This window comes from Herbaspirillum sp. CAH-3 (assembly GCF_009668275.1).
Taxonomy (GTDB): domain Bacteria; phylum Pseudomonadota; class Gammaproteobacteria; order Burkholderiales; family Burkholderiaceae_D; genus Herbaspirillum; species Herbaspirillum aquaticum.
This window is the reverse complement of record NZ_VSWE01000037.1, coordinates 1-12,018: the sequence shown is the minus strand read 5'-3', so window position 1 is coordinate 12,018 and position 12,018 is coordinate 1. Positions and strand designations below refer to the sequence as shown.

The 12,018-nt window shown below is 59.2% G+C and carries 10 protein-coding genes and 2 pseudogenes; 4 read left to right on the top strand and 8 right to left on the bottom strand.

The window, feature by feature from the left end; translation table 11 throughout:
* Nucleotides 1-46: 46 nt before the first annotated feature.
* The 4 genes from FYB76_RS26375 to atzF all read right to left on the bottom strand — a co-directional run bounded on the left by FYB76_RS26375 (nt 47) and on the right by atzF (nt 4,551).
* A complete protein-coding gene (locus FYB76_RS26375; protein WP_064987548.1) occupies nt 47-427 on the bottom strand; it encodes a ring-opening amidohydrolase in 381 nt (126 codons plus the stop codon).
* 261 nt (nt 428-688) lie between these two features.
* Nucleotides 689-1,138, bottom strand: a complete 450-nt coding sequence (locus tag FYB76_RS26370; protein ID WP_040435306.1) for a nucleoside deaminase — start codon at nt 1,136-1,138, stop codon at nt 689-691.
* Nucleotides 1,139-1,174: 36 nt separating this feature from the next.
* Nucleotides 1,175-2,707 (bottom strand): NCS2 family permease, encoded by a 1,533-nt coding sequence (locus FYB76_RS26365; protein ID WP_154135587.1) that lies wholly within the window; start codon nt 2,705-2,707, stop codon nt 1,175-1,177.
* 149 nt (nt 2,708-2,856) lie between these two features.
* Complete coding sequence (gene atzF / locus FYB76_RS26360; RefSeq protein WP_047219927.1) at nt 2,857-4,551, bottom strand: allophanate hydrolase; 1,695 nt, start codon at nt 4,549-4,551, stop codon at nt 2,857-2,859.
* 526 nt (nt 4,552-5,077) lie between these two features.
* Here atzF and FYB76_RS26355 point away from each other — a divergent pair.
* A complete protein-coding gene (locus tag FYB76_RS26355; RefSeq protein WP_047219924.1) occupies nt 5,078-5,551 on the top strand; it encodes an HAD-IC family P-type ATPase in 474 nt (157 codons plus the stop codon).
* A 189-nt stretch (nt 5,552-5,740) separates the two neighbouring features.
* Complete coding sequence (locus FYB76_RS26350; protein WP_229297113.1) at nt 5,741-5,980, top strand: hypothetical protein; 240 nt, start codon at nt 5,741-5,743, stop codon at nt 5,978-5,980.
* 116 nt (nt 5,981-6,096) lie between these two features.
* On the opposite strand, the pseudogene FYB76_RS26345 reads toward FYB76_RS26350, so the two are convergent.
* The 4 genes and pseudogenes from FYB76_RS26345 to FYB76_RS26330 form a co-directional block, all read right to left on the bottom strand.
* Nucleotides 6,097-7,491: pseudogene (locus FYB76_RS26345) on the bottom strand (Tn3-like element IS1071 family transposase); the annotation flags it as partial.
* Entirely contained in the window at nt 7,482-8,702 is a 1,221-nt protein-coding gene (locus FYB76_RS26340) for an amidohydrolase family protein (RefSeq protein WP_195724727.1), read from the bottom strand. The pseudogene FYB76_RS26345 and the gene FYB76_RS26340, both read right to left, overlap by 10 nt.
* Before the next feature lie 181 nt (nt 8,703-8,883).
* Nucleotides 8,884-9,333, bottom strand: coding sequence for a nucleoside deaminase (locus FYB76_RS26335; protein WP_040435306.1), 450 nt, complete (start codon nt 9,331-9,333; stop codon nt 8,884-8,886).
* Between the two features lie 183 nt (nt 9,334-9,516).
* A complete protein-coding gene (locus tag FYB76_RS26330; RefSeq protein WP_154135585.1) occupies nt 9,517-10,941 on the bottom strand; it encodes an amidohydrolase in 1,425 nt (474 codons plus the stop codon).
* 116 nt (nt 10,942-11,057) lie between these two features.
* On the opposite strand from FYB76_RS26330, the pseudogene FYB76_RS26325 reads away from it, so the two are divergent.
* Both FYB76_RS26325 and FYB76_RS26320 read left to right on the top strand, forming a co-directional pair.
* A pseudogene (locus FYB76_RS26325) lies at nt 11,058-11,444 on the top strand (dihydrolipoyl dehydrogenase); the annotation flags it as partial.
* A 108-nt stretch (nt 11,445-11,552) separates the two neighbouring features.
* Nucleotides 11,553-12,018 (top strand): transposase zinc-binding domain-containing protein (locus tag FYB76_RS26320; RefSeq protein WP_195724726.1); only part of this gene is annotated, 466 nt, incomplete at its 3' end.

Sequence of the window (12,018 nt, the reverse complement as noted above, 5' to 3'; positions counted from 1 at the left end):
TGCATACTGCCTCCCAAGCTCTTGCCATTGAGCGGCAAGCGAGCGCTCAACCTTCCTTGGCCGAACGTGTTTCGAGGCCCAAAACTCGTGCCATACTTGGCCTCATGCGGTTGAATTTCCTATCCGTGGGCACATCAACGTCAAAGAATACAGTGAGATGAGGAGAAATCACTCCTTCACAGCCACCCGACATGATGATCGGCACAGCATCCACCGCAGTCATCTCCATGAATTGCTGCAGATAGTGCCGCAGGGCTGCCGTGGCGAATCCGCGTGTGTAGTCGTTGACGCAGCCGTTACCCTCCGTCTTCCCGAGAATACCCGTGATCTTCCTGTGAGGGATACCCGCCGCCGCAAGCGCTCGGTCGAGCGCCCCTACATCGTCCGGCCCAGACTGCGCCACTTTTATAAGCGATGACGTATCCATAGGTGAATCAGATTAAATTCCGCAAAGCTAGCCGCCCAGTACTCGTTTTCTAGCCGTGGCCCGATCAGTCATGGGCGAAAGACAGAAGCTGGTTCAATCGTCAAATCAAGTCGATGGCACGCGACACTCGCGTGTTGCGCGGCGAGCCTCCGCGAGCTGCCCTTACCCGCTCAATAAGATCCTCATCGAAAGGAATTTTCTGAAGCCTCGTAAGACCGTGGACCGCTTCACTACCGAGTTTGGCCGCATTGTACATGGCGGTCACACCCCTGCTTGCGCAAAAAAATTGCCACCATCTTCCCGGATCAGCTCACGCTGCTGCGTGATCATACGGGAGAGCAGTTCCGCGCAGGCCTCACTGCGGGTGTGCACGACCTCGACTCCTAGCTCCCGCAGACGATCTTCACCCCACTCGCGAACGGTTGGGGTGCCGATCACGACCTTGGGAATACCATATAGGATCATCGCTCCTGTGCACATTGGACAGGGCGAAAGCGTCGTGTAGAGCACAGTTTCTCGATAAAATTCCGGCGGTTGCCGACCGGCGTTGGCGAGCGCAGTCATTTCTGCGTGATGGAGAGTGCTGCCGGTCTGCGCCCGGAGATTGCGTCCGCGTGAGACCAGCTTGCCGCGGTGGACGAGTACCGATCCGATGGGAAGGCCTCCCTCTAGGAAACTTGCTTCCGCCTCCTCGATTGCGATCTGCAGCATGCTTGATTCAAATTTCGTGTGTTCCATAGGTTATTTTTAGATTACACCCTTTTCCGGATCGGCCTCAGAGAATCGGGGAAGCAACCACGTTACGGCCGCGAGGAGTAGGTAGGCCATGGTGGCCGGAGCCGTGAAAAAGAACCCTATCCGCCCCACCACATCCGCTTGTTCAATCACAAAACTGTGGATGAAGCCGATCCCTGAGAGTGCAGCCCCGATCAAGAACCAAATGGCCGCTCGGCCAAACTGCCGCTCAATGATATATACGGTCGCAGCACCAAGAACCATTGAGGTGTATACGTAGCCCTGCTCCAGCGAGAGCATGCCCTGCACAAAAAAATCGGTCGTCGAGACGAACGTGTCACCCATGTCCGTTGGAAACGGTTTGTCCGCGCCGCCGAAGCCTAGGGAGACAAGGGTCTTTTTCACAAGGAGCGCACAAAATGCCGCGAGCACGGGCATCATTCCGACCACCACAGCTGGAATGTGCCGCGCAGGAGACGCTTCGAAAGCCTGCGAGGCCATTGCCACCCCAATCCAGATCAGGATCGCCATGCCCGCTTCCACGGGGACGAAGTAGACCACCCAGCTCAAGGCACCTGTCAGGCAAAGAATAGATACGAACACCGCATTGAGCACAGAGTAACCCACTCGCGACCCAATCGCCTTCCAACCCGGGTGCCCGATGTAGATGCTCGTCGGAAACGGGCTGCCGAACGCGCCCGTGAGAATCGACGATACGCCATTATAAAGCATTGAAGGCAGCATCGGGTAGCGATCCCCGGCGGCCGTCGCAGATTCAATGTTTTGCAGGGACATGATCACACTGATGCATCCGATGGGGAGAATTACAGGCAGAAACAGGGGAAGCATCGAGAACGAAGCGACCAGATCGCCCAACACAGGAACTGGCGGATAGAAAGCGAGGCGGGCATCAGCGAGGTTTCCGACCGGGACTACCTGCGCGCCTTGGACAAAATGGAGCATCCACGCTAGGCCAGTGCCGGTCACCAGGATGATCAGGCCGGAAGGGATCCCACCCTTGATGCGAAGCCGTCCAAAATAGAACAGAAATGTGACACCGAGTGTGACGAGCCCGAGAAGCGGAGAGGCGTAGGCACGAAAGAAAAAGTCCATCGAAAGGAAACAGAGGCCAATGCCTCCAACGGGTGCGAGCAGCGCAGCCCGTGGCGTAAATCGACGGATACTCTCCGCCACGAAACTGCCGAAGAACTCGATGAGCCCCGAGACGAAACAAGCCAGTATACCGGCCCGCCAAGCAAAGATAGCGACATCATCCCCGGTCAATCCCTGTGCCTCGCCGATGAATTTCGCTGGGTAAAGTACGAGGAAAACAAAGGCGATTAAGGAGATGATGTTGATGCCGAACGGCAGTGCACAGACGTCGCTTCGCCCTTCCTGCTGCGCAAGCCTCCAAGCCTGTCTCGCATAATAGAGGTTGCCGATGACAAGACCCAACGCGGCTGCAGGTAAAATACGCTCAAAAAACAACTCCCGGGGCATATAGAGCGGGAAACCGAGGCAAAAGTTGCTCATCAATATCAGCATGAGCATATTATCCAGCCCAAGAGCAAAGAACCCGTCGAGATCCCCCCGATGAAAGAGGCGTAGTCCAGGAGGGACTGATAGTATATTATTTCGAGTCGTCATACGTAGAAGGGGGGGTGGTGAACGTGAGGGGAGACTTGCAGGGCAGCTCAGGCGTTGCTTCGTAGCGAAGCCAGATAGGCACGCCAGCCGCCGAGATGCGAGATGTCCTGCGCGCCCGCTGTGGCAAGGGCCTCGCAGACAAATCCTTGAACGGTGGTCCCATCGTCCAACGCCAGGGTTCCGATGCCCAGGGGCGCGGGCACCAGCGCCACGAACGAGCCGTAATGCTCGGCCGGCATCTCCCAGATTTCCAGTGCGATGCGTGCGCCCGCGCCCGGCTCCACTCGGAGCAGCCCGGGCTTGGGCGGCACGGTCCCGGGCAAGGCAAAGAAACGGTAGTCGGGCGCCGTTTCGGCAGGGCCCAGCAGGCGCGCGCCACGCTCTGTCAGCTGGCCATTGAGGGGCATGCCGGACAAATGCGCGCCCACCACGGCGACCCGTACCGTGGCCGGCGCGACCAAGCCGGGAATGGCGCCCGGTGCAGGCAGCGGCTGGGCGGTGGAACCTTGTGTCAGACCGGTGGCCTGGTGGTAGCGCTGGCCAAGTTCAGCCAGCCGCCAGTCGCTGCCGCACGGGCCGACGAGGGTGATTCCAAACGGCAGGCCATCGGGCCTCAGGCTGCTTGGCACCGAGATGGCGGCATAGTCCAGCAAATTGACAAAATTCGTGTACGCGCCCAGATTGCGGTTGAGTGCTACAGGGTCCGCGTCCATCGCTGCAATGGTGTAGTGTGTGGGGGCCGTAGGCAGCAGCATCACATCAACTGCGTCTGGGCCCTGCCACAGCGGTGCCACCTGCTGGGCCAGCGCCCGCAGGCGAGTCTGTGCATCGAACAGATCTGCCGCGCTGTAGCTGCGCCCGCTGGCCAGAATGCTTCGCACTGGTTCCACCACTTCGCTGGCGTTTTGATCAAAGAAGCAGCGCACCGCGGCGTAGCGCTCGGCAACGAGTGCACTTTCGTACAGCAGGGCCGCGGTCTTCGCCAGCGGCTCATAGGCGATGGGGACCGACGTACCGCCCAGCGAACGCAGCCGGTTCACCGCCTCGGCAAACGCCGCTTCGGCAGCGCCGTCGCCAAGGAAATCGAGCACATCCGGCACGCCAAAGCGAAAGCCTTCGGGCACGGGCTGACATGCCAATGCGAGTTGCCGGCTGTAGGGGTCCTGGGCGTCATACCCCTGCGCGACTTGCAGTACGGAGGCGGCCACATCCACCGTGCGCGCGAATATGGAAACGCAATCAACACTCTGTGCAGCCGGCACCACCCCGCGGGCGCTGATAAGGCCCTTGGTCGGCTTCAGGCCCACGATGTTGTTCAAGCCGGCAGGCACCCGGCCCGAGCCGGCCGTATCGGTGCCCAGCGCAAAGTCCACCTGGCCGGTTGCCACCACGTAAGCCGAGCCGGAGCTCGACCCGCCCGACACATACGCAGCGTTGAATGCATTGGGCACTGCACCGTGCGGTGTGCGCGTGCCATTGAGCCCGCAGGCGAACTGGTCCATGTTGGTCTTGCCGACCAGCGTTGCCCCGGCCTCCAGAAGGCGCTGCACGACCACCGCGTGGGCGGCTGCGCTGTACGCGAAAGCGGGGCAGGCGGCTGTAGTTGGCAGGCCCGCAACATCAATGTTGTCCTTGACAGCAAAACGAAGTCCGCTGAGCGGCCCCCCAGCAGTGCCCGCTAACGCTGGCTCGCAGCGTAGAAGCCAGGCCTCCTTAGCAAACTGAGACGCTATGCCCTCCATGGAAGAGGCGTTGTCTGAAGAACGGAGGTTGGAATGCACCATTTTGAAGAATTCAATCTTGGATACAAGAACGTAAGCAAGGACTGTGCCAAGGCAGTTGCACAGCCCGGGTGCCTGGTTGCGCCAGTTGATGAGCACCATTGATGCGCCGGGCATGAACCCTCAAGATGAAAGCGGGGAGCGCGATCCCGAGATGCATCAAGGCAAGACTGGAAACCAGTCCTTCGGTAGGATGGTCCACATTGGCGCGGATGTGGATTCACTCTTGGTGCACCGTCTTCGCGGGACCGGTGGCAATCTCAACGAAATATTCCAACGCAAGCAGCCGTGCTGCACGGTCAGGAGACAGAGATGCGGGCTCAGAGGAGTGGCTGGGACGCATACCACCTGCTCGTTTCGCCGCGGTGCACCGCCAGCGCGCTGGCGATGCAATCAGCCTGCCCAGTCCATCAACATCGCTGATGCAACGATGACGAATTCGTGCAGCGGCCAACGCCCTTCACAGTAGAGCCGTTCCCAATAGGTGATGATCACCTGCTCCTTCTTTCCCTCAGGTGAGTTGCCCAGCGGCCAGCACGACATCGAGTTCGTGGGACTGGTTGCGCTGAAGGATCCAGTGAGACCGGATGTGCCGGCTGCCATCACCGAGTGCCGATGTGCAGGTATCCGGGTCGTGATGATCACGGGTTACCATCCCCACACAGCCCTGGCCATCGCACGACAAGCAGGCTTGGTCGCCGACGGGCGATCAGTGATAGGCCCAGAGTTAAACCAACTGGATGACACAGCACTGGCAGCGCGCCTAGCTGACACTCACGTGCTTTGTCGGGTGCAGCCCGAACAGGAAATTCGGCTGTTGCAGGGTTTTCGCAAACAAGGCGATGTGGTCGCGATGACTGGGGACGGCGTCAACGACGTACCCGCCCTCAAGGCTGCTCAAATCGGCGTCGCGATGAGTGCTTGCAGGACTGACGTGGTCCGCACGCCGCTGCACTGCTAATTCCCCTCGTATGCGCGACCCTTCTTTTCTCGCGCCCTCTAGTTCGACAGCGCGGCGCGGCTGAACCGGCAGTCCATCTGCATTGACGTACCCCAGTTCTTCGCCAATGGGTGTTTCTCTACACTCAGGTCTTTGACAAAACTTGCATCGCGCAGTGCCGAGGGCGAAGATGCAACCTTGGGAGTCTCTATGTCTATTTCAGCGAACACTTTGCGTTCTTTGCAGCTGGCGGGCGAAAGCCTTCATGCAGCCCGGCAAGCCTTTGCCCAGGAAGTACAACAAAACGCTAGCCATGTCGTCGGTATCGTCGCCAATGAACCGTTCAGCAGTGATGCGGACCGGGCCTACGCGCGACTGCGCGTTATTGCGCGGATGGCACACGAGCTGCAAACGATGGAAGAGGGGGTCTCCTCGTTTTCAGTGCAATAAGTGACGGTACGAAAAGCTAGCACTGGCGCGGAGGTGGTGTTGGTAGATCGTTGATTTCATTGACTTTCCTGTTCACTTTCAAATCTGCGATTCGTGGCGTCAAACCGTGGTCGGTTTCATCCATTGGTGCCAGTTATCGATGCATTTGGCCGCGAAGGCAGGATTTGGTCAGCATAGCGGTCAACCGGGAAGCGAAACACACCCCGCAAGTTGATGCTCTCCAGCCTGGTGGGCGCAATCTTCCCGATCAGTTCCGGTGGAATGACCTGGCGGCGGTTCGACCAGCGATCCAGGACCGCCTGCATCTGTGAGGTATTCCACGCCATCACGATGTTGGCCATCAGGCTCAACGCATCGGCCACAGCCTGCATTTCATCGACACGTTTGGCCTGCGCCGGGCTGATCCGGCCGGTATAAATGGCGCGCTTGAGGGCGTTAACAGCCTCGCCCCGATTGAGCACCCGGCGCAACTCGTTCCTGAAAGCGTCCTTGACAAAGTAGTCAGCCAAAAACGCCGTACGCAGCAACCGCCCCAATTGCACGCCAGCCTCATAGATTGGATCGCCCTGGGCGGCAGAACCGAACCGCGCAAGAGCTGCCACCGCACTGGCATGTCCGCTCATGACCGAGGCTGCCAGGTGCACCAGACTATCCCAATGCTTTTCGATCAAAGCGACGTCGACATTGGCTTCGCACACCGCAGCGATTTCTGCGGGCACTTTGGTGCCGCGTGGCACAAAGAGGTGGCGCTGTTTGAGTTCCTTCAACCGCGGGCAAAGATCAAAACCAAGCAAACGGGCATGTGACATGGCAAAGTCGGTGTAGCCATGGGTATCCACAGCAAGCTGGCTGGTCTCCAGCTTTTCTTGGCGGATGACACCTTCAATGGCCACGCCCGCCTGGCGCTCATTGAGCACAAAGGGCTGCGCATGGAAGATGCCCCACCGGTCTTTTACATGGGAGTAGATTCCAATGGAAGGTGTGTTGCGCCGAGGATCAAGCCGGGCTTGCCACACCCGTTTGGTGGTCTCCATGGTCATCATGTCAGAAGATGCCAAATCGGACCGCCCCCAGGTGGCGGCAATCGGGTGTCGCTGCATGAATTCCAGCACAGCCTGGCAGGCCTGGCTCAGACGCCGTTCGTCCCGCGCCCAGCGCATGGCCTGGCGAATGCTGGTGGCAGACAATTGCGGAATCATGCGCGCGCATTCGACCGCAGTCAGACTGGTGCCGTGGGCCATGATGCCGGCATAGACCATCAGCAGCTCGTCGGTAGAGCGCGGCTCACGTCCGAGCATGATCCAGCTAAAGCGCACCTGGGCGTCAACGGCCAGAATCACTTCCGGCAATTGAACCTCACCGATGCGGTGATCCAAAGCCGCGCGCAGCTTGGTCACTTCTGGGTCTTCGTCCTCTGCGGGCAATGGCGACAAATGGAGTTCATCATCCACGCGCAGTACGCCACTGCGGGCTGCAGCGGCCACCGCATCGACACCGGCAGTTACTCTGGCCTTGATCCAGCGGCCAATCGCATGGCAACGACACGTCCGCCCTTGAGTACGAAGAGCGGAGACTGTTGATCCAGAACAACCTCCTCGGGCGTCGCCGATGGGAATACTGCGAGATCCGCGACTGCCCCTTCCACGACGCCTAAAAGTGAGGGGAATCCCAGCATGCGGGCAGCGTTGATGGTGACCGCATCGAATACCCGTCTGAGATCTTGCGGTGTTCCCAGCGCGGCAATTTGACAGGCAAAAATGGCTGATCCAAGGGGATTCGCCGCTCCGAGCGGATAGAACGGATCCCGCAGGTTGTCCGAGCCAAACATTACGGAGACTCCGGCATCGAGTAATTCACTCAGCCGCGTAATTTTGACAATGATCGGATTAACCACGACATTAACATCGGCGTCCGCAAGGGCGGCAATGGTCGACCGTGCTACGTCATCCGTCTGTACGGACAGCGAGCTGATGTGCGCGACGGTCACATTGGGCACACGCCGTTCACGGGCAGCTTCAATCACAAAGGGAAGCGTAAAGTCTTCCCGCCGGTCGGACTCATCGACGTGCATGTCTACGGGCAGGCCGAACTCAGCAGCAAGGTCAAAAACGGCTCGGACATGGTCCTGCGGGCGATCATCCAGCGCGGGTGCGCCGCCGACGGCATCCGCGCCCAGTTTGATCGCCTCCCGCATGAGGTCCACGGCCCCCGCAGAGCAGAAGAGTCCCTCCTGAGGGAAGGCGACGATCTGGATATCGATCAATCCCGCGCAGACTTCACGCGCCTCAAGGACACCACGGATACCTGCGAGGCCGACAATCGGGTCGACATCGACGTGTGTCCGCAATGCGGTGGTTCCCGCACGGGATGCCATCAGGGCCGCACGTATGGCCCGTTCTCGAACATCTTCAACCGTGAACGTACGCTTGATATCACGGGTGGCCCGAATTGCCATCTCAAGGCCTCGTCGCGTTCCAAGGTCGCCAATGCTTCCTGCGGGAACCCGATCTGCCGTCAGGGCCTTATCGAGATGGGTGTGAGGCTCTACCAGGCCGGAAGTGACCAGACCCTCATGAGCATCGATCTCCACCGATCCTTTTGTTTTTGTCGACTTCACGATGGACGCAATGCGCCCATCGTGAATAAGAATATCGACAATTCCCTCCGTATCGGCAAGACGCGCGTTACGAATTACGACGTCTACATAACTATGGGTTTCCATTGACATCTCTCACAAGCTAAATGGACGTTGTCATTTTGGCTAGCTGACGGGCCATGTCCAGCGCGTTCTCTATTTGCTCCGCAATAGTGCCCTTTTGGCCCTCAATGAGAAGCGCATTTCCACCGATTGCAACGACGGTGGACCGCTTCACTACCGAGTTTGGCCGCATTGTACATGGCGGTCACACCCCTGCTTGCGCAAAAAAATTGCCACCATCTTCCCGGATCAGCTCACGCTGCTGCGTGATCATACGGGAGAGCAGTTCCGCGCAGGCCTCACTGCGGGTGTGCACGACCTCGACTCCTAGCTCCCGCAGACGATCTTCACCCCACTCGCGAACGGTTGGGGTGCCGATCACGACCTTGGGAATACCATATAGGATCATCGCTCCTGTGCACATTGGACAGGGCGAAAGCGTCGTGTAGAGCACAGTTTCTCGATAAAATTCCGGCGGTTGCCGACCGGCGTTGGCGAGCGCAGTCATTTCTGCGTGATGGAGAGTGCTGCCGGTCTGCGCCCGGAGATTGCGTCCGCGTGAGACCAGCTTGCCGCGGTGGACGAGTACCGATCCGATGGGAAGGCCTCCCTCTAGGAAACTTGCTTCCGCCTCCTCGATTGCGATCTGCAGCATGCTTGATTCAAATTTCGTGTGTTCCATAGGTTATTTTTAGATTACCACACGAGCGAAGGACGGAAGTGCCGCATTCATGGCAATTCTGTATCCATCAAGGTCATGTCCGCCCCCCAATCCGAGCCGCGCCAAGATGGCAGCGATTTCCTCAAGGGGCGGCGGATGCAGCAACGGCGTCATTTCCTAGAGGCTGCGCCAAGCTGGGTTAGCCACCATGTTCGCCCGCTGCAAAATAGCTGTGGCGCGGCTCTGCGCTTCCTCAAGGAACGCCAACTCACGTTCAGGGGGAAGAAAGCTCAAGCGGCGGTTCTCCATCACAACGTTTCCGTCAATCAGGACAGTGTCCACCTCATTGCCGTAAGCCTGAAACACGATCGTGGCCGCCAAATGATGGTGAGGAGTCGTCTGAGGGTGACGCAGGTCAAGCAGGATAAGGTCCGCGCGCTTGCCGGTTTCGATGGAACCAATCTCGTGGTCCATTCCCAACGAACGCGCCCCATCGATCGTCGCCATTTCAAGAATCTTCTCTGGGGTCAGCACGTCCGCATCCCGATGCACCGCGCGGTGAATATGGGCCATAAACTTCATGTCTCCGATCATGTTTACGGAGTCATTACAATTCCCGTCATCTGTTCCAATGCCCACGGCCATGCCGCGCTCCACCATCTCTGGCACGGGGGCCACCCCTGAGCCGAGGTAGGCATTGCTCACAACCTGCGACGCGACCTTCACATTGTGGCGGTGCAGCAGCCGAACATCCTTCCGGTCAAAGTACACGCAATGCGCGACCTGCAGACGCTCATCCAAGAGTCCGTAACACTCCATGTACTCGGCGGGACTCATCCAATGAATCCGCTCATCATGATCGCTCTCCGCCATGTGAAGCGTCCACATTACCGCCCGATCACGGGCGAAGGCTTGTGCCCATCGCATTCCTTCAACTGTCACCGCCGGGGTAGTGGCAGGAGCGGGCCAAACTGATATACGACCTCCTGCCGTGCCATGATACTGATCTGACAGGGCTGTGATCCGATCTTTGGCCACAGCCGTTTCCTCCATGATCGAGCACAGTTCGACTTGGGGAGAGCGAGCCTTCAAGGCGTCCACATACCCTTGAATGCGCCCGTCCATCCGATCAAAGAACATGCGGGCGTAGACGACCCTCACACCCACCTCACCATAGACCGCCATCGCGGCCTCGATGTTGCCTGGGTAGATGGCCGAATCGGCGTTGTCGTTGATCGTCGTAATCCCGCTGCGCACAGCTTCCGCACAATACAACCTCACCGCCACCGCTACGTCCTCCGGTCTCATCGCCTTTTGTCCCGGATACAAAACGTTGAACAGCCAGTCATGGAGTTGACGCCCGTGCGAGGGCCCTCCGCGCAGGAGGATCTGGTTCACATGGGTGTGGGCATTGATGAAACCGGGTAACACGACCTTGCCGCGTGCATCGATCACCCGATCCGCTGGCGGAGGCACCGACTCGGCGTGCACTCCGAGCGCGACGATCCGTCCATCCTGCACGTGAACCCAGCTATCCCCAAGGACTCTGCGGTACTGATCCATCGTGACGAGGGTACCGTGCTGGATGCTGAGCGTTTGCATGATATGTATAAATAGTGTGTTACACGTCGCAAAGCAGATATTATGCCATCGAAAAGACGAGCATTGGCCATCGTATCCAATCTTTTCATGAATCGGCCTCCGCTTGTCAGCCGCGCTGGCATTGGGTGGGCCTGACGGAAGACCAGGCCAAGGCCCAAGGCATCAAGGTCAAGAAGGGCCTGTTCCCCTGGACGGCCTCGGGCCGCGCCATTGCCAACGGCCGCGACGAAGGCTTCACCAAGCTGCTGTTCGACGACAGCCCCGAAGCAGGATCAGGAGACGGCCATGCTGGCCGGGGCCACGGCAAGATCCTGGGCGGTGGCATGGTCGGCACCCACGCGGGCGACATGATCGGAGAGATCGCGCTGGCTATCGAGATGGGTGCGGACGCAGTGGACATCGGCAAGACCATCCACCCGCATCCGACGCTGGGCGAGAGCATCGGCATGGCGGCGGAAGTGGCGCATGGCAGCTGCACGGATGTGCCGCCTGCGCGCAAGTAAGTCCGCAGCCAAGCTACCCTGACAAGGCCCGAACTGGCGACGGTTCGGGCCTTGTGCTTTGCGTACCCAAACAATCGCCGCAGAATACTGTGCATTTGTACAGCATTCATGTCAGCCACTTCCAAGCCCAAGCTCTACAACCCACGCCACCCCGAACGCACGCTGCTGTACCAAACGGTAGCCGAGCACTACGAGACCTGGCTAGAGTTGGCCAGCGCGGGTCAGTTCGACGGCCAGGGCGACCACCACACCCCCAAGCCCTTCGTGCGCAAAGCGTTTGCCAAGTATCTTGAGTGCGGCATCTTTGCCCATGGCTTTGCCCGCGCTCGCTGCGGCGACTGTGGGCACGACTACTTTGTAGCCTTCTCCTGCAAAGGCCGGGGAGTCTGCCCCTCGTGCACCACCCGGCGCATGGTGGAGACAGCAGCGCACCTGAACGATCACGTATTCCCCCGCCTGCCGGTGCGCCAGTGGGTGCTCTCCGTGCCCAAGAGGTTGCGGTACTTCATGCAACGCGACGGAGCGGTGCTGAGCATGGTGCTGCGCATCTTTCTGCGGGTGATCGCACAAACTC

Excerpts from the sequence above, each read along its gene's own strand:
- FYB76_RS26335 (WP_040435306.1), bottom strand. The coding sequence starts at position 9,333 with ATGCTGCAGATCGCAATCGAGGAGGCGGAAGCAAGTTTCCTAGAGGGA.
- FYB76_RS26340 (WP_195724727.1), bottom strand. The coding sequence starts at position 8,702 with ATGGAAACCCATAGTTATGTAGACGTCGTAATTCGTAACGCGCGTCTT.
- FYB76_RS26365 (WP_154135587.1), bottom strand. The coding sequence starts at position 2,707 with ATGCTGATATTGATGAGCAACTTTTGCCTCGGTTTCCCGCTCTATATG.
- atzF (WP_047219927.1), bottom strand. The coding sequence starts at position 4,551 with ATGGAGGGCATAGCGTCTCAGTTTGCTAAGGAGGCCTGGCTTCTACGC.
- FYB76_RS26350 (WP_229297113.1), top strand. The coding sequence starts at position 5,741 with ATGTCTATTTCAGCGAACACTTTGCGTTCTTTGCAGCTGGCGGGCGAA.
- FYB76_RS26355 (WP_047219924.1), top strand. The coding sequence starts at position 5,078 with ATGATCACCTGCTCCTTCTTTCCCTCAGGTGAGTTGCCCAGCGGCCAG.
- FYB76_RS26375 (WP_064987548.1), bottom strand. The coding sequence starts at position 427 with ATGGATACGTCATCGCTTATAAAAGTGGCGCAGTCTGGGCCGGACGAT.
- FYB76_RS26370 (WP_040435306.1), bottom strand. The coding sequence starts at position 1,138 with ATGCTGCAGATCGCAATCGAGGAGGCGGAAGCAAGTTTCCTAGAGGGA.
- FYB76_RS26330 (WP_154135585.1), bottom strand. The coding sequence starts at position 10,941 with ATGCAAACGCTCAGCATCCAGCACGGTACCCTCGTCACGATGGATCAG.